The organism is Paraburkholderia sp. BL10I2N1, from assembly GCF_004361815.1.
GTDB lineage: Bacteria > Pseudomonadota > Gammaproteobacteria > Burkholderiales > Burkholderiaceae > Paraburkholderia.
The window spans coordinates 1,758,183-1,780,776 of the sequence record NZ_SNWA01000001.1; the positions used below are offsets into that span (position 1 = coordinate 1,758,183).

Annotated in this window: 25 protein-coding genes and 1 pseudogene; 21 read left to right on the forward strand and 5 right to left on the reverse strand. The window is 62.5% G+C overall.

What is annotated here, in order from left to right; translation table 11 throughout:
• Positions 1–157: 157 nt before the first annotated feature.
• Complete coding sequence (gene gpmA / locus B0G77_RS08210) at positions 158–904, reverse strand: 2,3-diphosphoglycerate-dependent phosphoglycerate mutase (protein WP_133661679.1); 747 nt, start codon at positions 902–904, stop codon at positions 158–160.
• A 137-nt stretch (positions 905–1,041) separates the two neighbouring features.
• Here gpmA and B0G77_RS08215 point away from each other — a divergent pair, with 137 nt between their 5' ends.
• The 5 genes from B0G77_RS08215 (at position 1,042) to B0G77_RS08235 (ending at position 4,032) form a co-directional block, all read left to right on the forward strand.
• Positions 1,042–1,467 carry a rhodanese-like domain-containing protein gene (locus tag B0G77_RS08215; protein WP_133664073.1) on the forward strand — a complete coding sequence of 142 codons (426 nt, stop codon included), beginning with the start codon at positions 1,042–1,044 and terminating at the stop codon, positions 1,465–1,467.
• On the forward strand, positions 1,464–1,727 hold the full coding sequence (gene grxC, locus B0G77_RS08220; protein ID WP_133661680.1) for a glutaredoxin 3: 264 nt from the start codon (positions 1,464–1,466) through the stop codon (positions 1,725–1,727). The genes B0G77_RS08215 and grxC overlap by 4 nt, the downstream gene beginning before the upstream one ends.
• Before the next feature lie 127 nt (positions 1,728–1,854).
• Entirely contained in the window at positions 1,855–2,325 is a 471-nt protein-coding gene (gene secB, locus B0G77_RS08225; RefSeq protein WP_133661681.1) for a protein-export chaperone SecB, read from the forward strand.
• 21 nt (positions 2,326–2,346) lie between these two features.
• Positions 2,347–3,345: an NAD(P)H-dependent glycerol-3-phosphate dehydrogenase gene (locus B0G77_RS08230; protein ID WP_133661682.1), complete on the forward strand. Its 999-nt coding sequence runs from the start codon at positions 2,347–2,349 to the stop codon at positions 3,343–3,345.
• A gap of 138 nt (positions 3,346–3,483) precedes the next feature.
• Positions 3,484–4,032 carry an O-acetyl-ADP-ribose deacetylase gene (locus B0G77_RS08235; protein ID WP_133661683.1) on the forward strand — a complete coding sequence of 183 codons (549 nt, stop codon included), beginning with the start codon at positions 3,484–3,486 and terminating at the stop codon, positions 4,030–4,032.
• On the opposite strand, the gene trmL is transcribed toward B0G77_RS08235, so the two are convergent.
• Positions 4,005–4,475 (reverse strand): tRNA (uridine(34)/cytosine(34)/5-carboxymethylaminomethyluridine(34)-2'-O)-methyltransferase TrmL, encoded by a 471-nt coding sequence (trmL, locus tag B0G77_RS08240; protein WP_133661684.1) that lies wholly within the window; start codon positions 4,473–4,475, stop codon positions 4,005–4,007. The genes B0G77_RS08235 and trmL overlap by 28 nt on opposite strands.
• A gap of 19 nt (positions 4,476–4,494) precedes the next feature.
• Positions 4,495–5,277 (reverse strand): ComF family protein, encoded by a 783-nt coding sequence (locus tag B0G77_RS08245; RefSeq protein WP_133661685.1) that lies wholly within the window; start codon positions 5,275–5,277, stop codon positions 4,495–4,497.
• 84 nt (positions 5,278–5,361) lie between these two features.
• Here B0G77_RS08245 and B0G77_RS08250 point away from each other — a divergent pair, with 84 nt between their 5' ends.
• The 8 genes from B0G77_RS08250 (at position 5,362) to B0G77_RS08280 (ending at position 12,560) form a co-directional block, all read left to right on the forward strand.
• Entirely contained in the window at positions 5,362–6,327 is a 966-nt protein-coding gene (locus B0G77_RS08250) for a methyltransferase domain-containing protein (protein ID WP_133661686.1), read from the forward strand.
• A gap of 234 nt (positions 6,328–6,561) precedes the next feature.
• Positions 6,562–7,038 carry a DUF2244 domain-containing protein gene (locus B0G77_RS08255; protein WP_133661687.1) on the forward strand — a complete coding sequence of 159 codons (477 nt, stop codon included), beginning with the start codon at positions 6,562–6,564 and terminating at the stop codon, positions 7,036–7,038.
• A 66-nt stretch (positions 7,039–7,104) separates the two neighbouring features.
• Positions 7,105–8,739 carry a cytochrome c oxidase subunit II gene (gene coxB, locus B0G77_RS08260; RefSeq protein WP_133661688.1) on the forward strand — a complete coding sequence of 545 codons (1,635 nt, stop codon included), beginning with the start codon at positions 7,105–7,107 and terminating at the stop codon, positions 8,737–8,739.
• A gap of 43 nt (positions 8,740–8,782) precedes the next feature.
• Positions 8,783–10,396 carry a cytochrome c oxidase subunit I gene (gene ctaD, locus B0G77_RS08265; RefSeq protein ID WP_133661689.1) on the forward strand — a complete coding sequence of 538 codons (1,614 nt, stop codon included), beginning with the start codon at positions 8,783–8,785 and terminating at the stop codon, positions 10,394–10,396.
• Positions 10,397–10,505: 109 nt separating this feature from the next.
• On the forward strand, positions 10,506–10,640 hold the full coding sequence (locus tag B0G77_RS44140) for a cytochrome oxidase small assembly protein (protein ID WP_243750956.1): 135 nt from the start codon (positions 10,506–10,508) through the stop codon (positions 10,638–10,640).
• 44 nt (positions 10,641–10,684) lie between these two features.
• Positions 10,685–11,308: a cytochrome c oxidase assembly protein gene (locus B0G77_RS08270; protein ID WP_133661690.1), complete on the forward strand. Its 624-nt coding sequence runs from the start codon at positions 10,685–10,687 to the stop codon at positions 11,306–11,308.
• A gap of 39 nt (positions 11,309–11,347) precedes the next feature.
• Positions 11,348–11,557, forward strand: a complete 210-nt coding sequence (locus B0G77_RS08275) for a DUF2970 domain-containing protein (protein WP_133661691.1) — start codon at positions 11,348–11,350, stop codon at positions 11,555–11,557.
• A gap of 145 nt (positions 11,558–11,702) precedes the next feature.
• Positions 11,703–12,560: a cytochrome c oxidase subunit 3 gene (locus tag B0G77_RS08280; protein ID WP_133661692.1), complete on the forward strand. Its 858-nt coding sequence runs from the start codon at positions 11,703–11,705 to the stop codon at positions 12,558–12,560.
• A gap of 216 nt (positions 12,561–12,776) precedes the next feature.
• Here B0G77_RS08280 and B0G77_RS08285 read toward each other — a convergent pair whose 3' ends face one another.
• On the reverse strand, positions 12,777–12,986 hold the full coding sequence (locus B0G77_RS08285; RefSeq protein ID WP_133661693.1) for a twin transmembrane helix small protein: 210 nt from the start codon (positions 12,984–12,986) through the stop codon (positions 12,777–12,779).
• A 105-nt stretch (positions 12,987–13,091) separates the two neighbouring features.
• Between B0G77_RS08285 and B0G77_RS08290 the strand changes: the two genes are divergently transcribed.
• The 6 genes from B0G77_RS08290 (at position 13,092) to B0G77_RS08315 (ending at position 19,236) form a co-directional block, all read left to right on the forward strand.
• On the forward strand, positions 13,092–13,808 hold the full coding sequence (locus B0G77_RS08290) for an SURF1 family protein (RefSeq protein ID WP_133661694.1): 717 nt from the start codon (positions 13,092–13,094) through the stop codon (positions 13,806–13,808).
• Between the two features lie 222 nt (positions 13,809–14,030).
• Entirely contained in the window at positions 14,031–14,579 is a 549-nt protein-coding gene (locus B0G77_RS08295; protein WP_243751110.1) for a cytochrome C oxidase subunit I, read from the forward strand.
• Positions 14,580–14,633: 54 nt separating this feature from the next.
• The gene (locus tag B0G77_RS08300) at positions 14,634–15,743 is read left to right on the forward strand and encodes a COX15/CtaA family protein (RefSeq protein ID WP_133661696.1); all 1,110 of its coding nucleotides are present in this window, start codon (positions 14,634–14,636) and stop codon (positions 15,741–15,743) included.
• Positions 15,744–15,748: 5 nt separating this feature from the next.
• On the forward strand, positions 15,749–16,654 hold the full coding sequence (cyoE, locus tag B0G77_RS08305) for a heme o synthase (protein WP_133661697.1): 906 nt from the start codon (positions 15,749–15,751) through the stop codon (positions 16,652–16,654).
• A gap of 4 nt (positions 16,655–16,658) precedes the next feature.
• Positions 16,659–17,276 carry an SCO family protein gene (locus B0G77_RS08310; RefSeq protein ID WP_133661698.1) on the forward strand — a complete coding sequence of 206 codons (618 nt, stop codon included), beginning with the start codon at positions 16,659–16,661 and terminating at the stop codon, positions 17,274–17,276.
• A 220-nt stretch (positions 17,277–17,496) separates the two neighbouring features.
• Positions 17,497–19,236, forward strand: coding sequence for an IS1634 family transposase (locus B0G77_RS08315; RefSeq protein ID WP_133661699.1), 1,740 nt, complete (start codon positions 17,497–17,499; stop codon positions 19,234–19,236).
• A gap of 70 nt (positions 19,237–19,306) precedes the next feature.
• Here B0G77_RS08315 and B0G77_RS08320 read toward each other — a convergent pair.
• Positions 19,307–19,517: pseudogene (locus B0G77_RS08320) on the reverse strand (YciI family protein); the annotation flags it as partial.
• A gap of 160 nt (positions 19,518–19,677) precedes the next feature.
• Between B0G77_RS08320 and B0G77_RS08325 the strand changes: the two are divergent.
• Complete coding sequence (locus tag B0G77_RS08325) at positions 19,678–21,447, forward strand: methyl-accepting chemotaxis protein (protein ID WP_133661700.1); 1,770 nt, start codon at positions 19,678–19,680, stop codon at positions 21,445–21,447.
• A gap of 273 nt (positions 21,448–21,720) precedes the next feature.
• Entirely contained in the window at positions 21,721–22,533 is an 813-nt protein-coding gene (locus B0G77_RS08330) for a MetQ/NlpA family ABC transporter substrate-binding protein (protein WP_133661701.1), read from the forward strand.
• The last annotated feature ends 61 nt before the right edge of the window (positions 22,534–22,594 follow it).

The following is a 22,594-nucleotide window of genomic DNA, read 5'->3' on the forward strand; positions in this document are numbered from 1 at the left end:
CCGCAGGTTCTGGCAACCACGGCTTCGGTGTGGAAGTAATGTTCGGTAACAGGCACACGAGGTGTTCCTATCGAGGGACGTCGCCCACTCCGGTGGCGCTTACCGGTGCGGGCGACATCCGTCCTTTGCCTGTCGACGCAGGGTTTGGGGGCCGTGATCAGCCCGCCTTGCCCTGTTTGGCGACGGCTGCCTGAGCGGCGGCGATGGCGTCAGCGTCGCCAAGGTAGTAGTGCTTGATGGGCTTCAGGTTCTCGTCGAGTTCGTAGACGAGCGGCACGCCGTTCGGGATGTTCAGCCCGACGATATCCGTATCGGAGATGTCGTCGAGGTATTTGACCAGTGCGCGGATCGAGTTGCCGTGCGCAGCAATCAGTACCTTTTTGCCCGATTTCATGGCCGGTGCGATCGATTCGTTCCAGATCGGCAGCACGCGCGCGACCGTATCTTTCAGGCACTCGGTCAGCGGCAGCTGCTCGCGCGGGACCCTGGCGTAGCGCGGGTCATTGTAGGCGGTGCGCTTGTCGGACGGATCGAGTGCCGGAGGCGGGGTGTCGTAGCTGCGGCGCCAGACGAGGACCTGCTCGTCACCGTACTTCGCTGCCGTTTCGGCCTTGTTGAGTCCCGAAAGCGCGCCGTAGTGACGTTCATTCAGGCGCCACGAATGGACGACCGGCAGGTACATGAGGTCCATCTCGTCCTGCACGTGCCACAGCGTGCGGATCGCGCGCTTTAGCACCGAAGTGTAGGCGATGTCGAACGTGTAGCCCGACTCTTTCAGCAACTCGCCGGCCTGCCGGGCTTCGCGGTTGCCCTGTTCGGTGAGGTCGACATCGACCCAGCCGGTAAATCGGTTTTCCTTGTTCCACGTCGATTCGCCGTGGCGGATGAGAACGAGTTTGTACATGGTGCCGGTCGGTAGTTAGGAAGCGGTAAAGCGAGGACGGCTTCTGGGCCGCAGGGGACGCCGCCATCGCGTCAGAGGGTTATTTTATAATGGGCGGATCGCCCTTTCCGATTTCTCCTTTTTTCGGCGGATTTTCCGTGAAGTTTTTCACTGATTACACAAACCTTGTACTCGTTGCGGTTGCCCTCATTTCCGGTGGGTTGCTCCTGTGGCCGGCGATCAGCCGCCGTGGCCGCGGCGGCCTTTCCGCTGCCGAGGCTACCCAACTGATCAACCGGCGCAATGCCGTGGTCATCGACCTTCGTCCGTCGGCGGACTTCGCCAATGGTCATCTTCCTTCGGCACGCCATATCGAGTTCGCAGAGTTGCAGGCGAAAGTCGGCCAACTCGTGAAAAACAAGAGCAATCCGGTGCTGCTGGTGTGCCAGACCGGCCAGCAGTCGCACAAGGCGGTGCGCATCGTACAGGATGCGGGCTATGCCGAAGTCCATGTGCTGCAAGGCGGCCTGAACGCCTGGCAGCAAGCCGGCATGCCGGTCGTGAAACAAGGAGTTGCGAAGTGAACAAAGTGATCATGTACAGCACGCAGGTGTGTCCGTATTGCCAGATGGCCGAACGTCTTTTAAAGTCGCGCGGCGTCGTGCACGTTGAGAAAGTACTCATCGACAAAGACCCGGCGCGCCGCGAAGAAATGATGACGCGCACCGGTCGGCGGACTGTGCCGCAGGTGTACATCGGCGACACGCACGTTGGCGGTTATGACGACCTGTCCGCGCTCGATCGCGCGGGCGGTCTGATGCCGCTGCTCGAGGCTGCTGCGTAACGAAAGTTTGCAAAGCTTCGCTGCAACCTCCGCGTCGTATCGGCGCTGCGCGCCGCACAGATCCGGCGGGCTGTTCCCCAGTGAATCAGACCCGCCGTAACGAACTCATCCAGGAAACCACCCAATCATGTCTGACGAGAATACCCAGCCGTTCTTCAATATCCAGCGCATCTATCTGAAGGACATGTCGCTCGAGCAGCCGAACTCGCCGGCCATTTTCCTGGAACAGGAAATGCCGTCGGTCGAAGTCGAAGTCGACGTGAAGGCCGAGCGCCTCGCGGAGAGCGTGTTTGAAGTCCTCGTCACCGGCACGGTCACCGCCAAGGTCTCGGATAAGGTCGCGTTCCTGATCGAAGCCAAGCAGGCCGGCATTTTCGATATCCGCAACATTCCGGTGGAACAGATCGATCCGCTCGTCGGCATTGCCTGCCCGACGATTCTGTTCCCGTACCTGCGCTCGAACATCGCCGACGCAATCACCCGCGCAGGTTTCCCGCCGATCCACCTCGCCGAAATCAACTTCCAGGCGCTGTACGAGCAGCGTCTCGCGCAGCTTGGCGGCCAGGACGGCGTGCCCAACGGCAACGCGACCCACTAACGGTCGCGCTCGGTGCCGGGTATGAAGGTCGCCGTTCTCGGCGCTGGTGCATGGGGCACCGCTCTCGCAGGCCATCTGGCCAGGCGGCATGAGACGGTGCTCTGGGCGCGCGACAGCGCGCTCGTCACCGAACTTTCCTCGACGCACGAAAACACCTGCTATCTGGCGGGCGTTGCGTTGCCGCGCGCGCTGCGCTACGAAGCGGACCTGGCAGCGGCGCTTGCGCACTGCGCGGCCGACGATGCGCTGTGCGTTGTCGCGACGCCGGTCGCAGGCCTGCGCGGGCTGCTTCGCGCAATGCGCGATGCGGGCAGCGTGCCGGCCCACTTCGTGTGGCTCTGCAAGGGCTTCGAGGCCGATACGCAGTTGTTGCCGCATCAGGTTGTCGCTGCTGAACTGGCGGAACACACGAGCTATGGCGTGCTGTCCGGACCGAGCTTCTCCCGCGAAGTCGGGCAAGGATTGCCGGTCGCGCTGACGGTCGCCAGCACGTCGGCCAAGTGTCGCGAACGGACTGTCGCTGCGTTCCATCACGGAGCGATGCGCATCTATACGGGCGACGACGTCGTCGGTGTGGAAACCGGTGGCGCGGTGAAGAACGTGCTTGCCATCGCGACCGGAATTTCGGATGGTCTCGGGCTGGGTCTCAATGCCCGTGCTGCATTGATTACGCGTGGGCTTGCTGAAATGTCGCGTCTTGGCGTGACGCTCGGCGGTCGCGCGGAAACGTTCACCGGCCTGACCGGTCTCGGCGATCTGATTCTCACCGCCACGGGCGACCTGTCGCGCAACCGGACCGTGGGCGTGCAACTCGCGACTGGCCGTTCGCTAGACGATATCCTCGGCGCCCTGGGGCACGTTGCTGAAGGCGTGCGCTGTGCGCAGGCAGTGCTTGGCATCGCGCGCGAGCATGCGATCGAGATGCCGATCACGCAGGCGGTTTGCGCCGTGCTGTTCGACGGCGTCGCTCCCCGCGATGCCGTCAGTGCGCTGCTGCGCCGCGATTCAAAAGCGGAGTAATGGGCAACCCGGCGGTTCAGCGCCGGGCTGTTTCCGCCATCTGGCGCCGCGAACAGCGCTACGAATTCTTACCTGAACCGACGAAGCCTCCTGCTGTCCACCAGAATACGGCTGGCTGTACTGGACGCGGAGGTTTCCATGCTCAAAATCGGACACTGCAGGCTCGAAGCGCGAGCCGTCGATATCACGACGCTCGCCGTCGACGCGATCGTCAATGCGGCAAACACGTCACTGCTAGGCGGGGGTGGCGTCGATGGAGCGATCCATCGGGCGGCGGGCTCAGGTCTGCTGCGAGAATGCGAGAAGCTAGGCGGATGCTCGACTGGCGACGCCAAAATTACCGGTGGCTACAACCTGCCGGCAAAACAGGTCATTCATGCCGTGGGGCCCGTTTGGGGTGGCGGCAACCGTGGCGAGCAGGATCTGCTCGCGTCGTGCTACCAGCGGTCGCTGGAACTCGCGCAGCAATCGAACTGCCGGAGCATCGCGTTTCCGGCGATCAGCTGCGGCATCTACCATTTTCCCGCGGACGAGGCGGTGCGCATTGCCGTTGGCGCCGTGATCGACACGTTGCACCGCACTCCGGCAATTGGGCAGGTGATCTTTGCCTGCTTCGACGAAGCGATGTTCCGGCGCTATGAAGACGAACTGGCGAGCCGTCAGGCACCGCCTTCGAAACCCGCCTGACGCCAGGCTTCAAACACGACGACAGCTACCGTATTCGACAGATTCAGGCTCCGGTTGCCGGGTCGCATCGGCAGTCGCACGCGCTGTTCGCCGGCGAACCGGTTCAGTACCGCATCGGGCAGGCCGCGCGTCTCAGCGCCGAATACGAACCAGTCTCCCGGGAGAAACGCGTGATCATGAAAGCGTCCAGAACCGCGCGTCGTGAACGCGAACATGCGCGCGGGATCCGGCGCTTCAGCGGCGATCAAGGCATCCCAATCGGCATGCACATGCATTTGCGCGTACTCGTGATAGTCGAGTCCCGCGCGGCGCATTTTTGCATCGTCGAGCGGGAAACCGAGCGGTTCGATCAGGTGCAGCCGCGCACCGGTATTGGCGCACAGGCGGATCACATTGCCCGTGTTGGGCGGAATTTCGGGTTCGACGAGAACAACGTTGAACATGGTATGTACAGGTTGAATGCTAGTTTTTCGGCGTACGCAGCGCGACGAAGTTGGTGACACGCCGCGCGCCCGCCGCCTTCAGCGTACGCGCCAGCGCCTCGAGAGTGGCGCCGGACGTCATGACGTCATCGACGATCGCCACATGCAGGCCGCGTACCGGTTTTGCAGCAGCAAACGCACGGCCCACGTTATCGCGTCGCGCGTCGAGGTCGAGCCGCGACTGCGGTGCCGTATCGATGACGCGCCGGATCAGCGTCGGATCGCTTCGCACGCCCAACGCGACTGCGATCGGCCTCGCTATTTCCCACGCCTGGTTGTAGCCGCGTTCAATCAGCCGCTGCCGAGCGAGAGGCACGGGCGCAACCACATCGGGCCGCTGCGCCGGTGGGAGTGCACTGTCCGCCTCACGCGCCAGACGTTCGCCGAATTCGCGCGCGAGCATCAGTCGCGCCCGGAATTTCAGGCCAAGCGCCAGCGCGTCGAGCGGCGCGCGATAGTCGGCGAGCGCGAGTGTCGCGTCAAAGGCGGGTGGCATCGAAATGCAGTCACCGCACCGATAGGGTCCGTTTTTTGCGCGCCGGAATCCGGAAAGGGGAATCGCGCAGACGGTGCATCTGAGCTGCGCTTCGTTCCAGTAAGCCGCATCGCAAGCTTCACACAACCGGTTCTGCGACAAATTGCCGCAGAGCGCGCATTGAGGGGGCAGCGCGAACTGCACAGCGCGAAGCCATAGCGAGCGAAAGCGATCCGCGACGGGCACGGATTGTTGACCGGGTGATGAAGAAAAGGCCGGGAATGCCATGGCTGAAACGCCCGCGAAGGCCTCCTGCGCTGAACCGATAGGAGCGAGCGAGTATACTTCGCACTCTTCGCCAGTTCGACAGACATGCCCCCAACAACCGCAAAATCAAGCCGTCCGGCCTATGACTCGCGACGTCTGCGGCGGATTTTCGACCGCCGCGCCGCGACTTTCGACGATGTGGCCTTCCTGCCGCGCGAAATCGCGCAGCGCATGCGCGAGCGTCTCGACTACATCAAGGTCAGCCCGGCAAGCGTACTCGATGCCGGCTGCGGCGCCGGCGACGACCTCCCGCTTCTGCGCGAACGCTTCCCCGAGGCGCCGGTATACGGCGCGGACCTGTCACAGGCAATGCTCGCACGCGCGCTGCGTCACGACGCCGGCGACACGAGCTGGCGCCGCTTTCTGCCTGCGTCGATTGGCAAGGCGCTCGGCGCACGCGGCCCGCGCTTCGCTCAGGCCGATTTCTCGGCGCTGCCGTTCGCGCATGGCGCATTCGAATTCATCTGGTCCAATCTGGCGCTGCACTGGCATTCGCGCCCGGATCTCGTTTTCCCCGAATGGCAGCGCGTGCTGAAGGTGAACGGCCTGCTGATGTTCAGTACGCTCGGCCCCGATACGCTCAAGGAGTTGCGTGGCGCCTGGGCCGAAGTCGAGGCCGCCCACGGCGCGAACTCGCGCGCGCACGTGATCGATTTCGTCGACATGCACGATCTCGGCGACATGCTGATCGAAAGCGGCTTCGAGATCCCGGTCATGGACCAGGAAACGCTGACGATTACCTACAAATCGCCCGAGTCGCTGCTTGCGGATGTGCGCCGCTGGGGCGCGTATCCATTCGAGCGCGAAGCCGCCTCCGGTGCATCCTCCCGGCGTCTGCACAGAGCGCTGCTGACGGCGCTGGAAGCGCGCCGGTGTGGGGACGGCACGATCCCGCTCACCTTCGAAGTCATCTACGGACACGCGTGGAAAGCCGTGCCCCGGACCACGGCCGAAGGGCATGGCATCGTGCGTATTGAAGATATTGGAAGAGGTTCATCGAAGAATCGGTGATGCGGTAAAGAGGACATCTGTTATGTCTGAAATTACCGGGCCAAAAGCCGTCGAAGGGGTGCGTCAAAACGGCGCAGAGGCTTGTCGCGCCTGGCTTGCAAGCCGATAGAGCGTTGCTTGTGGATGCCATAGAACGCGCCTATAATGCGTCAGTTTGTCGCTCGGGGTTCCCACATTTGGGGCGACAGGCCCGAGGCGCGAAGTGGCGGTGACTGGCGGTTCAGGGAGGCAGCGATGGAAGCGACTGATCTGCTGACGGATTCAGAAACGGTCCTGAAGGACTGGACGATGAAACGCAACTGCTCAGCATCGCCCCGGCAGTTCGTATGTTTCTATGTGTCGCTCGCCTTGTTCTCGCTGGCAATTGTTTTCATGCCGGTTTTGTACGGCGCCTGGCTGGTGTTGCCGTTCACGGGTGTGGAATTGCTGGCGGTCGGCGTCGCCTTTGCAATATATGCGCGTCATGCTGTCGATTACGAACGCATCCGGCTGTTTCCGAGCCGGCTGGTGATCGAGCAGGTAAGTGCCGAGCAGATCACGCAGTTCGAATTCAATCCGCGCTGGGTGCGGGTCGAAGCCGGGGCAAGGTCGCGTGACCGGATTGCACTGGTTTCACGCGGTCAGACGGTCATGGTCGGGCAGCACCTGGCGCAGCACCGGCGTGCGCAGTTCGCCGGCGAATTGCGCATGTGGCTCAGGCGCTGTGATTAGACGCACTGAATCGCGAGCCGTTCCCAGGTAGCGCGGGAAAGCCTTCCAGCGGGGTCGAGGGTTTGAATGGAAATTTTGGGTAAGGAAGCTATGAAAACAATCAAGCGAGCCCTCATGGGCGTGCTGGCGTTAAGCGGGTTGCTGTTCGCCGGCGCCGCCCTGGCAGTCGGCGATAGTCCGGGCGGCCCTGCCGTCAACGCGATCAATCTCCAGCCGCCGGCGACAAGAATCGCTGAGGAGCTCTACAGCCTCCACACGTTCATGCTGATCCTGTGCACGGTGATCTTCGTCGCTGTGTTCGGCGTGATGTTCTATTCGGTCTTTGCCCACCGCAAGTCGAAAGGCCACAAGGCTGCCAATTTCCACGAAAGCACCACCGTCGAAATCATCTGGACGATCGTCCCGTTCGTGATCGTCGTGTTGATGGCGCTTCCCGCCACGAGGACTGTCGTGGCGATGAAGGACACCTCCAACGCCGATCTCACCGTCAAGGTCACCGGCTATCAGTGGAAGTGGGGCTACACGTACGTGAAGGGGCCGGGCGAGGGCATCAACTTCCTGTCCACGCTCAGCACGCCGCGTGCCCAGACCGATGGCCGCGAGCCGATTTCGGATACGTATCTGCAGGAAGTCGACAACCCGCTCGTCGTGCCGGTCGACAAGAAAGTCCGCATCATCACCACCGCGGACGACGTCGTCCACTCGTGGTACGTGCCGGCATTCGGCGTGAAGCAGGATGCGATTCCGGGCTTCGTGCGCGATACGTGGTTCAAGGCTAACCGGGTCGGCACGTTCCGCGGCTTCTGTACCGAGCTGTGCGGCAAGGAGCACGCGTTCATGCCGGTCGTCGTGAAGGTGCTCTCCGCTGAAGACTACGCGAAGTGGGTCGACGACGAGCAGAAGAAAATGGCTGCCAGCGCCGACGATCCCAACAGGACCTACACGCTTGCCGAACTGACGGAGCGTGGCGGCAAGGTCTACGCAGCGAACTGCGCAGTCTGCCACCAGCCGAACGGCAAGGGCGCAGGCGCATTCCCGGCGCTCGACGGCAGCAAGATCGCCAACGGTCCGCTTGCGCAACACGTGAGCATCGTGCTGAAAGGCAAGAACGCGATGCCGTCGTGGGCGCCGACGTTGAATGACGTCGAGATCGCTTCGGTCGTCACGTTCGAGCGCAACTCGTGGGGCAACCACACGGGCGACATTCTCCAGCCGAAGCAAATCGCCGATGCGCGCAACGGCCGGCTTCCGGAAGGCGGCGACCATCTGGCCGGCGCAGCGGCAGCGAGCGCGAGCGATGCTGCAGCAGCAAGCGGCGCGGAAGCAGCTTCCGCTGCAGCGCCAGCGTCGGCCGGTTCGGACGGCGCCGCTTCGCAGCCGCAGGCAGGTTTGCCGGCGAGCGTCTATTTCGCCACGGGCGAGAGCACGCTGCCGGACGACGCGAAGGCCGCGATCGATGCCGCGGCCGCCTACGCAAAGGCGCACCCTGATGCGAAGTTCACACTGTCTGGCTTCACTGACAAGACGGGTTCGGCCGATGCCAACGCGAAGCTCGCAAAGAGCCGTGCAGAAGCCGTGCGCGACGCGCTGAAGGCAGCGGGCATCGCCGAAGACCACATTATTCTGAAGAAGCCGGAAACGATCACGGGCGGCACCGACGCGAAAGAGGCCCGGCGTGTTGAGATCAGCCCGGCGGCCTGACGTGTCACGGTCAGCAGAGCAGCATTCGTTTTAGGAGATTGTCATGTCTAGCATCGGACACGATGTAGTCGCGGGCCACGAGCACGTGCACGGCGACCATGCCCATGAGACGCCGCATGGCTGGCGTCGCTGGCTGTTCGCCACCAACCACAAGGATATCGGGACGCTGTACCTGATCTTCTCGTTCGTCATGTTCCTGTCCGGGGGCGTGATGGCGCTGATGATCCGTGCCGAGCTGTTCGAGCCCGGTCTGCAGATCATGCGGCCTGAGTTCTTCAACCAGTTGACCACCATGCACGGCCTGATCATGGTGTTCGGCGCGATCATGCCGGCGTTCGTCGGCTTCGCGAACTGGATGGTTCCGTTGCAGATCGGCGCATCCGACATGGCCTTCGCGCGGATGAACAACTTCAGCTTCTGGCTGCTGCCCGTGGCCGCTGTGCTGCTGGTCGGTTCGTTCTTCTCGCCGGGGGGCGCGACCGCTGCGGGATGGACGCTCTACGCACCGCTGTCGACGCAGATGGGCCCGGGCATGGACTTCGCGATTTTCGCAGTCCACTTGATGGGTGCGTCGTCGATCATGGGCGGGATCAACATTGTCGTGACGATCCTGAACATGCGCGCGCCGGGCATGACGCTGATGAAGATGCCGATGTTCGCATGGACGTGGCTCATTACGGCGTACCTGCTGATCGCCGTGATGCCGGTTCTGGCAGGTGCGATCACGATGGTGCTGTTCGACCGTCACTTCGGCACGTCGTTCTTCAACGCGGCAGGTGGCGGCGACCCGGTGATGTACCAGCATATCTTCTGGTTCTTCGGTCACCCCGAGGTGTACATCATGATCTTGCCGGCGTTCGGGATCGTGTCGCAGGTGATTCCGGCATTTTCGCGCAAGCCGCTGTTCGGCTATAGCTCGATGGTGTACGCAACGGCCTCGATCGCGATCCTGTCGTTCATGGTCTGGGCGCACCACATGTTCGTGACCGGTATGCCGGTGACGGGCCAGCTGTTCTTCATGTACGCGACGATGCTGATCGCCGTACCGACGGGCGTGAAAGTGTTCAACTGGGTAGCGACGATGTGGCGCGGTTCGTTGACGTTCGAAACCCCGATGCTCTTCGCAGTCGGCTTCCTGTTCGTGTTCACGTTTGGCGGTCTCACGGGCCTGATGCTCGCAATGGCGCCGCTCGACATCCAGTACCACGGCACTTATTTCGTGGTGGCTCACTTCCACTATGTGCTGGTGGCGGGGTCGCTCTTCGGGCTGTTCTCCGGCTGGTATTACTGGTCGCCGAAGTGGACCGGCTGGATGTACAACGAGACGCGCGGCAAGATCCACTTCTGGGCGTCGATGATCTTCTTTAACCTTGCGTTCCTGCCGATGCACTTCGTCGGCCTCGCAGGTATGCCGCGTCGTTATGCGGACTATCCGGCGCAGTTCACTGACTGGAACCAGGTGATTTCGATCGGCGCGTTCGGCTTTGGCCTCGCGCAGGTGTACTTCCTGTTTGCGGTCGCGCTGCCTGCCTATCGTGGCGGTGGCGAGCTCGAGAAGGCGTCGGACAAGCCGTGGGATGGCGCGACGGGTCTCGAATGGACCGTGCCGAGCCCGGCTCCGTTCCACACGTTCGAAAACCCGCCGACGGTTGAATAATCGAAGTTAGCGGTGCCCGGTCCGGCGGCGATTCATCGACGTGCCGGACCGGGCAGACCGAAATCCAGCAGACGTACCCACGCATTTACGGAAGCAACCGAAAGTCAGCATGACCCGGAATTCACAAGAAAGACGTACACCCGAACAGATTCGTGCCGGCAACAAGCGCCTCGGCCTGATTCTGTTAGGCATCGCTGCTGTCTTTTTTGTGAGTGCAGTCATCAAGCAGTGTTTTTTTGCCTGACGGTTTGGCTTGAATCAGACCCGATGGTCTGTTGAGGAAGTTCGATGTCGCCGCAACCACCGGCCAGGGCCGACCGCGCTTTTAACCGCTCGATGCTGTTCAAGCTGGTTGTCGTGGCGTTCATGATGTTTGGGTTTGGATTCGCGCTGGTACCGATGTATCGCGCAATCTGCCAGATCACGGGCATCAACAACCTCGTGCAACGTGATGCAACGGTGCGCGAGGCGAAGAACACGCAGGTCGACATGAGCCGGACGATATCGATCGAGTTCGACGCGAACGCGCGCGGCCCGCTCGGTTTCAAGCCGGAGCAAAACAGCATGGATGTACATCCCGGCGAAGTGACGACGGTGATGTATCAGGTATCGAACGAGCAGCGCCACACGATTCAGGCGCAGGCCATTCCAAGCTACGCGCCGAAAGAAGCGACTGAGTACTTCAAGAAGATCGAATGCTTTTGTTTCACGCAGCAGACGCTCGCGGCGAATGAGACGAAACGGATGCCGGTGGTATTCGTCGTCGATCCAAAATTGCCGAAGGATGTGAAGACGATCACGTTGTCGTACACGTTCTTCGAACTGAATACACCCGCGCCGGCGACGCGTGGCACAGCAGCGGGGCAGGCGGCCAACGGCACGACCGCGGCAGCAGGCTCGAATCCCGCCTGACGGCATAGGCAGTACACCTGCAGGAAGAGGTCAGGGGTTATGGTGCAGAACGGCGGTAGTGGCAGGAAAGGCAGCTTCGGCCAGTCGATGAAGGCCGTGATGTGGTCGTTTCTCGGTGTGCGCAAGCGGCGCGATCTGGAAGCGGACGCGGCGCAACTGAACCCGCTCCACGTGATTATCGCGGCGCTGATCGGCGCGGCCATTTTCATCGGAATCCTGATTCTGATCGTGCGGGCCGTAGTGGGATAGCAGCGCGGGAATCAGGCGCTGAATGCAACAGGCAGGACGGGGCTGAAAGGCTCAGCTATAAGAGTGAAGCGGTGCGGTACCGACGCACCGTCGAAGATACAGCCGGAGCTTTCCGGAACAACTGGACTGAAGTGGAGAATCAAGAATGAGCGGTCAAAACGAGAGCCCGTACTATTTCGTACCGCATCCGTCGCGGCACCCGATCAGCGCGGCCCTTGGGCTGCTGGTCATGCTTGGGTCGCTGGCGGCATGGATCAACGGTGAGTCTTGGGCGCCCATTGGAGTGCTCGCTGGCCTGCTGTGGCTTCTCTTCACGCTGTGGCACTGGTTCGGTGACGCAATCTCCGAGTCGGAAAGCGGCATGTACGGCAAGCGGGTCGACACTTCGTACCGCTGGAGCATGAGCTGGTTCATCTTCTCCGAAGTGATGTTCTTTGGCGCGTTCTTCGGCGCATTGTTTTATGCACGCGAGATCGCGATGCATCAACTCGGCAGCCTCGACTACAAGCTGATCTGGCCGGACTTCTCGGCGGTGTGGCCGAACAACGGTCCGGCTTCACTTGTGTCGCAGTACAAGTCGATGCAGCCGTGGCCGGTGCCGACAATCAACACTGCGCTGCTGCTGTCGTCGGGCGCGACGCTGACCGTGTCGCACCATGCGCTGCGCGAAAATCATCGTGGCAAGGCGATTGCCTGGCTGGCCGCGACCCTCGTGCTCGGCGTCTCCTTCCTGTTCCTGCAGGGCTTCGAATACTTCCATGCGTATAACGAACTGAACCTGACGCTCGCGTCGGGCGTGTATGGCTCGACGTTCTTCCTGCTGACGGGCTTCCACGGTTTTCACGTGTTCCTCGGCGGCACGATGCTGGCAGTCGTGCTGGTGCGTCTGATCCGTGGTCACTTTACTGCGGAGCATCATTTCGCGTTCGAAGGCGCCGCATGGTACTGGCACTTTGTGGACGTCGTTTGGCTGGGGCTGTACGTCGTCGTCTACTGGTTGTAAGGCATACTGGATCGCTGCGTACCGGTGATTCGGTGTGCAGCGTGCCGTCTCACGTCCTGAAAGGTTCGAGCGGGACGTGCAGTGAGCGGTTCAAAGCAGGAAAGGATGCAAAAAGCAGGACGCAGAACTGATGCAGCGCCGCCCTCGACCCTGTCAGGGCGGCGTTTTCGCTTGGGAGACCCGCTCATCGCGCGGCCTTGCGAGTTTCAATGGCTTTCAGCGACCATAGGGAATGCCGGTCGACTGGATCCAGCCCATCCAGTGTGCGAACAGGATGAACAGGAACAGTGAAATCGACAGCCCCACGCGGGTCGCGAGCGACCAGACCATCCGCTTCGTCTTGCCCCGGTCGTGCATCATGAAATAGAGCGCCGAAGCCATGCTGGCGATGATGAGGACGAAAGCGATAGGAACGAGAATGTGCATGGAACCAGGTGGTAATCAGGAACGCGAACGCAAGATGATCATTATCTCACCGTGCGTTTGTCCATGCGTGCCTGTCGCAGGGCGGTTGTTGCCAGGTCGTGCGCAATGAAGATTCGCTTGCTGCCCGCGCTGCTGATTCTGATCGTCGTCGCCGTGACCGTGCGTCTCGGCTTTTGGCAGCGCGATCGCGCGCATCAAAAGGAAGCGCTGCAGGCGCACATCACGCAGTTTGAAAACGCACCGGCCCAGACGATCGGCGCCGCGCCGGTGGCGCTGAAAGATATTGAATTCCATCGCGTGCGCGCGGTCGGAAGCTTTGTGCCGAAACAGGTCGTATACCTCGACAATCGGCCGTATAACGACCAGCCGGGCTTTTACGTCGTGATGCCCTTTAAACTTCGCGACGGCGGCTACGTGCTCGTCAATCGGGGCTGGCTGCCGCGCAACATGAGCGAGCGCACGACCATCGGGCCATACGTCACGCCAAAGGGCGAAATCGAGATCGAAGGCATTGCGCGCGCGGACGCCAGCAAGGCTTATGAGCTCGGCCAAGGCGGGTCGGCCGCGCATCAGCAGATTCGCCAGAATCTCGACGTCCACGCATTTGCAGCCGAAACCGGTTTGCCGTTGCAACCGTTCGTGATCCAGCAGATCAGCGACGATGGCGACAAACTCGTGCGTGACTGGCCCACGCCGATTTCTGGCGTCGAACGCAACTATGGGTACATGTTGCAGTGGTGGGGTATGGCGGTCGCGGCGATCGCCTTCGGTCTGTACGCCGCCCGCCGCGCCGCGAGGAACGGGCACGCACCCAGCGCCTGAGCGTATCGAGCGCGGTATTTCAGGCGTTTTTCGAGCCGTTTTTCCGCCGATCTGCGGGAAAGCCGCGCAATCATTGAAAGAGGTTCAGTAGTGTCCACGCAATCTCCCCGTTCGCCGCAATCCGGCAAATCCGCTGACGCCGCCGCGTCGGCCCAAACCGCCCGCCGGAGCCAGGCCGCGAGCAGCAAAGGTTCGTGGCATCGCGGCCGCTGGACGCTACTCCTGATCGCACTTGTCTGCGCGGCGCCGGTGATCGTGTCCTACCTGACGTACTACGTCATCAAGCCGAAGGGTGGCACAACGAGCTACGGCACGCTCGTCGAACCGCAGCGTCCGATTCCCGATTCGTTCGTTGTGACCGGCGAGGACGGCAAGCCGATGAAGCTGGCGTCGCTGCGCGGCCGCTGGCTGCTGATTTCGGTCGACAGCAGCGCCTGCGACAAGGCCTGCGTCACCAAGCTGTATTTCATGCGGCAGATTCGTGTGACCCAGGCGGGCGAGCGCGAACGGCTCGTCAACGTATGGCTGCGCATGGACTCGGGCAGCGTGCCGGACGTCATCCAGCATGCCTACGGCGACACCGACATGCTGATCGCCGATCCCGCCGCAGTCGCCGCGTGGCTGCCCACGGAGAGCGGTACGAAGGTCACGGATCACATCTACATGGTCGATCCGAACGGCAACCTGATGATGCGTTTTCCCAAGGATCCCAATCCGAGCAAGATCAAGGGTGACGTCACGAAACTGCTCAAATGGTCGAGCATCGGGTGAGGCCGGGTCGGCTGGCGCCGCGCCAGCCCTGTTAATCGCGAGAAGGGTAGAGAGATGTTCGTATTGCAACTCGGCCTGATTGGCTTGTGCATTGCGCTGTTGCCGCTGTCTTACATATGGGTCAAGGCCGACGACAACAAATTCCGCAAGCTCGTCTGGGTCACGACATTCCTGACGCTCGATCTGGTGATGTTCGGCGGCTTCACACGGCTCACCGACTCCGGACTCGGCTGCCCGGACTGGCCCGGTTGCTACGGCACGTCGTCGCCGTTCATCGCGCATGCCGCGATCAGCGCCGCCTATCAGGCGATGCCGACAGGCCCGGTCAGCATGTCGAAGGCGTGGATCGAGATGATCCACCGCTATTTCGCAATGGCGATCGGCGTGCTGATCGTGGCGCAGACGGTGATTGCGTGGGCTGCGCGCTTTCGGCGCCGTCCGCTGCATGTTTCGCCGTGGTGGCCGATGTCGTTGCTCCTGTTGATCCTCGTGCAAGGTGCGTTCGGCGCATGGACGGTCACCATGAAGCTCCAGCCTGTGATCGTGACGATCCACCTGCTGCTGGGCCTCGCCCTACTCGGCGCGCTCGGCTGGCTGGCCGCGCGCCAGACGCCGCTCCCGGCGTACGAGCCCGAAGCGGCGCGCTGGCGCACGGCGGCGCTGGCCGGGCTAATCCTGCTGATCGTCCAGATTGCGCTTGGTGGATGGGTCAGCACGAATTACGCTGTACTCGCCTGTACCGAATTCCCGACCTGCAATGGCCAGTGGATCCCATCGATGGATTTCGGACATGGCTTCCACCTGTGGCGTGCCCTCGGAATGACGGGCGACGGTGACGTGATCACCCAGGACGCGCTCGTGGCCATTCACTGGACGCATCGCACCTTCGCCATGGTCGTCGTCGCGTATCTGGCCTGGTTTGCGCTGAAAATGCGCCGCTTCGAGTCGCTGCGGCGGCCGGCGAACGGCGTGCTGCTCGTGGTCGTGATCCAGTTCGTCACGGGCCTGTCGAACATCGTCCTGCAATGGCCGTTGCCCGTTGCAGTCGCCCATAACGGGGGCGCGGCAATCCTGCTGCTCTTGCTCGTTATGCTAAACTTTCGAATCGCTTATAGCCGTCCCGGCCGCGCCGTGTTGCCCGCGCGCGATGCCGCGCCAGCGTGACCCACATGGACAGCACAACTCTTCCCCAGACACCCGGTAGCCGGATCTCCCAATACATCGCGCTCACGAAGCCGCGTGTCACTCAGCTTGCCGTATTTTGTGCCGTGATCGGCATGTTCCTCTCGACGCCCGGCATGGTGCCGTGGACGGTGCTGATTGGCGGCACCATCGGCATCTGGCTGCTGGCAGGCGCTGCATTCGCGATCAACTGCCTCATGGAACAGAAAGTCGACGCGATGATGCGTCGTACCGCATGGCGTCCGTCCGCGCGCGGCGAAATCACCACCGTGCAGATCCTGACGTTCTCGGCGGTGCTCGGCGGCCTCGGCATGTGGACGCTCTACACATTCACCAACGCGCTGACGATGTGGCTCACCATCGCGACATTCGTCGGCTACGCGGTCGTCTATACGCTGCTGCTGAAACCGGCCACGCCGCAGAACATCGTGATCGGCGGGGCGTCGGGTGCGATGCCGCCGGCGCTGGGCTGGGCGGCTGTCACGGGCCATGTGCCCGGAGAAGCGTGGATCCTCGTGCTGATCATCTTCGTCTGGACGCCGCCGCATTTCTGGGCGCTCGCGCTCTATCGCCGCAAGGACTACGAAAACGCCGGCCTGCCGATGTTGCCGAACACCCACGGCGAGCAGTACACGCGGCTGCATATTCTTCTGTACACGGTGATCCTCTTCGCGGTCACGCTGATGCCGTTCATCTCGGGCATGAGCGGCTTCGTATACCTGGCGTCGGCGGTGCTGCTCGGCGCGATCTTCCTTGCGTACGCGTGGAAGATCTACCGGGAATATTCCGACGCGCTCGCGCGTAAGACCTTTCGTTACTCGATCGTTTATCTGTCGCTGCTGTTTGCAGCGCTGCTGATCGACCACTACGCACGTGCCCTGATCGGCGCGTAACACCATGCTCACATTCAGGCTTGCGCGCGCTGCGCGCCTCGCCGCGGTTGCCTGCGTGCTCGGCGGCGCGCTGTTCGTTGCGGGTTGCGGCAAACCGGCGCCTTCGTTCGATAACGTCGATATCACCGGGAACACGCAGTTCGGCAGCGACTTTTCGTTGCCCGACGCGAGCGGCAAGATACGCACGCTTGGCGATTTCAAGGGCAAGGTCGTCGTGCTGTTCTTCGGCTATACGCACTGCCCGGATGTCTGTCCGACGACGATGGCTGAACTCTCGCAGGCACTGCAGCAACTTGGACCGGAAGAAGCGAAGCGCGTGCAGGTGCTGTTTGTCACCGTCGATCCGGAGCGCGACACGCCCACATTGATGGGGCAATACGTGCCGGCGTTCAATCCAACGTTTATCGGCTTGCGTCCCGCGGACGAGGCTCAACTCGTCAAGGTGACGAAAGACTTCCGTGTGTACTACGCGAAAGTGCCGGGCAAGACGCCGGACAGCTATACGATGGATCACACCGCCGCTAGCTACGTGTTCGATCCGGACGGCAAGCTGCGGCTTTTTGCCCGCGACGGCCAGGGCGCTGCACCGTGGGTCCACGACATCAAACTGCTGCTCGACTGAGCCGCAGGTGGCCGGCGCGCAGCCCGGCCACCTCTTCTTTGCTCCGTCTTCACCGCTGGGCGTAGCGGCGGGTTTGCCGCTTAGGCCGAGCTTTGACTTCTCAAATAGCCGGAATCCGCATCAGTGCTGGGTTTCGGCTATTTTCTGGGACTATCATGTAGCCATGTAAATTAGTATTTTTATTTTGAAATTCTGCTGATATCTGCTTGAATCAGTGTTCATGTATATCGAACACGTCCCCAACCGCAACTCGCCGCCCGCCATCCTGCTGCGCGAGTCCTACCGCGACGGCAACAAGGTGAAGAAGCGCACCCTGGCCAACCTCTCGTCGCTGCCCGCCGAGGTCATCGAAGGCCTGAAGGTGCTGCTGCGCGGTGGCGTCGCAGTGCCCTCGGCCGAAGAGGCCTTCGTGATCGAGCGCAGCCTGCCGCACGGGCATGTGGCCGCGGTGCTGGGCGCGGCGCGTGCCTGCGGTGCCGGGCAGTGGTTTGCGCCTGCACCGGCCGCACTGCGCGCGGTGCTCATGGCGCTGCTGGTGGCGCGGGTGGTGTCACCCGCTTCGAAGCTCGCCACCCATCGCATGTTGCGCGACGAGACGGCGACCCACTCGTTGTCGCGCCTTCTGAACCTGGGGGACGTCGAACTCGAGCAGGCCTATGCCGCGCTCGACTGGCTGGGCGAGGCCCAGGAAGACATCGAGAAGCGCCTGGCGAGGAAGCATCTGGCCGGCAGCATGCTGGTGCTCTATGACCTCACGTCCACGTGGGTGACCGGAGACTGCTGCGAGCTTGCCGCGCGCGGCTACAGCCGCGATGGCAAGCGTGACGATCCACAGATCGTGTTCGGGCTGGTTTGCACTCCAGAAGGCTGTCCGGTGGCCGTCGAGGTGTTTGCCGGCAACACCGCCGATCCGGCTACCGTGGCTGCCCAGGTGGAGAAACTGAAGGACCGCTATGGCATCGGCAAGATCGCCTGGGTGGGCGACCGGGGCATGCTCACGCAGGCCCGCATCGACACGGTATTGCGCCCGGCGGGGCTGGACTGGGTGAGCAGCCTGCGCGCGCCGCAGGTGAGCGCGCTCGCCCAGGAGAAGGGGCCTTTCCAGCCCTCGCTCTTTGACGAGCGCAACCTGCTGGAGGTAACCAGCGAGGCGTTCCCCGGTGAGCGGCTCATCGTGTGCCGCAATCCGTTGCTGGCCGAGGAGCGGACCCGCAAACGCGAGGACTTGCTGCAGGCCACTGAAGCCGAGCTGGTGAAGATCGCCGAAGCGACCACGCGTGCCCGCAACCGCCTCAAGGGCGCCGATGCCATTGCCCTGCGCGTGGGCCGCGTCATCGACCACTACAGGATGGCCAAGCACTTCGAGCTGAGCTTCGCCGACGAGGGCTTCACGTGGACGCGCAAGGCCGATCAGATCCGGCAAGAGGCGGCGCTCGATGGCCTGTATGTGGTGCGCACCAGCGTGCCCGAACAGGACCTGCCGGCCGAAGCGGCCGTGACGGCGTACAAGGGCCTGGCGGTCGTGGAGCGCGCCTTCCGGTCGCTCAAGACAGTCGATCTGAACGTGCGCCCCATATTCCACTGGAACGCCGAGCGTGTACGGGCGCACGTCTTCCTGTGCATGCTCGCCTACTACGTCGAATGGCACATGCGCGAGACCTTGAAGCCGATGCTGTTTGACGATGAATACATCGAGCTCGCACGCGCAACCCGGCCCTCGCCCGTGGCCAAGGCACGGCGTTCTGACCAGGCAAAAGCCAAGGATGCCACGCGGCTTGGCGAGGACGGCTTGCCCGTCCATAGCTTCCGCACGCTGCTCGATGATCTGGCCACGCTCGCTTACAACGTCTGCCACACACCTCTGAACCCGGACGCAAAGATCGTGATGATCACGCGGCCTACACCCGTTCAGGAAAAGGCCTTCCGCCTGCTCAACATCAGCCCTGTCTGTACCCAGTAACCGACTCCCCCCGGCACGCGTAACCGCGGCAAATCAAAGACTTGCGCGCGCCGCGCGCTCAAAGTTCGGCTTAGGCAGACACCGGCGACCACAGTTTGAGCCCAGGTGCCAACCGGCGTCGCCTTGAATTCCACCACGTCGTATTGAGCCACCTTTTGCCGGGCGAAGGGATTGCTCGCGAGTATCGCGTCCAGTTGGGTTCGCTCGATCGCCGACGCCAGAATGATGCCGCCGTCACGCGGCACTTTCGGTCCTGCCGCAACGAACACGCCCGAGTCGAAGGTGCGCGCCTTTTCTCAATCTCCGCCTGGCAGACCAGCCGCAGCCGCTGACCGACCCGCATTGCTCAAGTCCACCCGGAATTCTGCCGTTATATCTCAGGCAATCGTTTGCGCCGACCTGGCGCGACACCGAAGAAACCACACGAAAGAGACCAATACAATGAGCAGGATGAGTCTGAATCGCAAGCTGTGGCTGTCGCTTGCGCTCGTATGGCTTGGGTTGCTGGGCGTCGGCCTGTGGAGCGCGGTCGAAACGCGCAGCACCATGCTGGCCGAGCGCAAGGCCGGCATGGTGAATCTTGTCGAGGCGGCGCAAGGCGTCGTCAACGGTTATTACGCGCTGTCGCAAAGCGGCAGGATGAGCGAACCCGACGCGCAGCGCGAAGCGCTCGCCCGTCTCGCGACGATGCGCTATGGCGAATCCGGCTATCTGTTCGTGATGGACTCGAAGCCGGTCGTCCTGATGCACCCGACCTTGCCGCAAATGAACGGCAAACCGGTCGGCGATTTCAAGGATCCGGACGGCAAGCTGCTGTATGTCGCGATCGTCGATGCTGCGAATGCAGGCGGCCGTGGCTTTGCGGAATATCGTGGCCGCCTGCCGCACAGCGAGACGGCGGTGCCGAAGATCAGCTACGTCGTGCGCTTCGCCCCGTGGGACTGGAACATCACGAGCGGCGTGTTTATCCGCGACATCGATACGACCTACTATGACACCCTGCTGGGCCACCTCGCTGTGGTGCTCGTGATCGGTGCGGTGATCTCGCTCGCGATGATCGTCATCATCCGCAATGTGCGCGGCAGCCTGGGCGGTGAGCCCGAACACGCGGCGCAGCTCGCGTCGAGCATCGCGAAGGGCGACCTGACACAGGTGATCGCGCTGCGCCCGCACGACTCGACCAGCATGATGTCAGCGATGAGCCAGATGCAGGCGCGCCTGCAACGGACCATCGCCGAGATCCGCCGGTCGGCGGAATCGATTGCGTCGGCGACAAAGCAGATTGCCGCGGGCAATGGCGACCTCTCGCAACGCACCGAACAACAGGCCGCCTCGCTGCAGGAAACGGCCGCGAGCATGGAGCAGCTCACCGCGACGGTGAAGCAGAACGCCGACAACGCACGCCAGGCGAGCGGCCTCGCGAACAGTGCCTCGGACATCGCGACGAAGGGGAACGACGTCGTCAGCCGCGTGATCGGCACGATGGGCGAGATCAACGAGAGTTCGCACAAGATCTCGGACATCATCGGCGTGATCGAAGGCATCGCGTTCCAGACGAATATCCTCGCACTGAATGCGGCGGTCGAAGCGGCTCGCGCGGGCGAGCAGGGCCGCGGCTTTGCGGTGGTGGCCGGCGAAGTTCGGAGCCTCGCCCAGCGTTCGGCGACCGCGGCGAAGGAAATCAAGCAGTTAATCGGCGATTCGGTGGAGCGCGTGAACAACGGTTCGGTGCTGGTCGAGCAGGCCGGCACGACGATGGGCGAGATCCTGCAGGCCGTGCGTCGCGTGACGGACATTATGGGCGAGATTGCAGCGGCGTCCGAAGAACAGAGCAGCGGCATCTCCCAGGTGGGTCGCGCGGTGACGCAGATGGACGAGGTCACGCAGCAGAATGCGGCGCTCGTCGAAGAAGCGGCAGCGGCCGCTGCCTCGTTGCAGGATCAGGCGGCGCGTCTGCGTGAGACGCTCAGCGCGTTTCGTGTCGACGAGCACGCGCGCCACAGGGAACCCTTTTCAGGCGCTCCGGCGAAGCCAACGAAATCGACGGCGAAACACGCTGCATTGCAGGCTTCGGGCGTGGCGGCTGCCAAACCCGCGGCTCGTCCCGTAGCACCAAAGGCGGCAGCACCGGCTCGCGCCGAACCGACCGCGCCGCCGCCAGTCGCCAACAGCCCCATTCGCGCATCCGCCGACGAGTGGACCACGTTCTGATTCCACTGTGAATCCACGGACGGCCTGCTCTCCGCAGGCCGTCCGCTGCCGCAAGCCTTACCTGCCACATCTCGCCCGGTGACCTCCGCGGCGATTCCCTGCCAGCCTTCGCGCACAGACAGCATACCGATATGCGATCGCGGTATTTCACTTCGCTGCGCGCCTATGAGACCATTTGCGGTTCAGCGGGCTGCAAAGACAGTCCCGCCGCGCCTCTCACTGAATCACCCAGCCAGAAAACCAGGCAAATCAGGCAACACAAGCGAGAAATACATGCAGCGCAGAAATATCCTCAAAGCCCTTTCCGTCGTGGCCGCCACGGCCGCGCTCGTCACCAGCTTCGGTGCACACGCCGACGACAAGGCCATCAAGGTCGGCACGATCGGCGGTCCCGATGCGCAGATCTGGTCGGTCGTCCAGAAAGCTGCGAAGCGCGATGGCCTGAACGTAAAGGTCGTCGAATTCAACGATTACGCACAACTGAACGCCGCGCTCGACGCGGGCGACCTCGATGCCAACAGCTTCCAGCACCAGCCGTATCTGGAAAGCCAGATCAAGCAGCGCGGTTACAGGATCGTCAACGTTGGTCTTACGTACATCTCGCCGCTCGGCGTCTACTCGAAGAAGCTGAAGTCCCTGAAGGATCTGCCGCAAGGTGCGAAGATCGCAGTGCCGAACGATCCGTCGAACGAAAACCGCGCGCTGCTGTTGCTGCAGTCGCAGGGCGTGATCAAGCTGAAGCCGGGTGCGGCCACGAATGGCAACAGCGCGACGCCGCTCGATGTCGCGGACAATCCGAAGAAGGTGAAGCTCTTCGAACTGGACGCGGCGCAACTGCCGCGCTCGCTGGCGGACGTCGACGCGGCCGTTACCAATACGAACTTCGCGCTGGCCGCTGGCCTGCAGCCGACGAAGGACGCGATCGCGCTCGAAGACGTGCATAGCCCTTATGCGAACCTGATCGCCGTGCGCACGCAGGACAAGGAAAAGCCATGGGTGAAGAAACTCGTCGCCGCGTATCAGTCGGAAGACGTGCGCCAGTTCATCAAGTCGGAGTTCAAGGGTTCGATGATCCCGTCGTTCTGACCGGCTGCGCACGATAGCTTGCGGTATGGACGCCATGGGAGACCGTGGCGTTTTTTTTTGA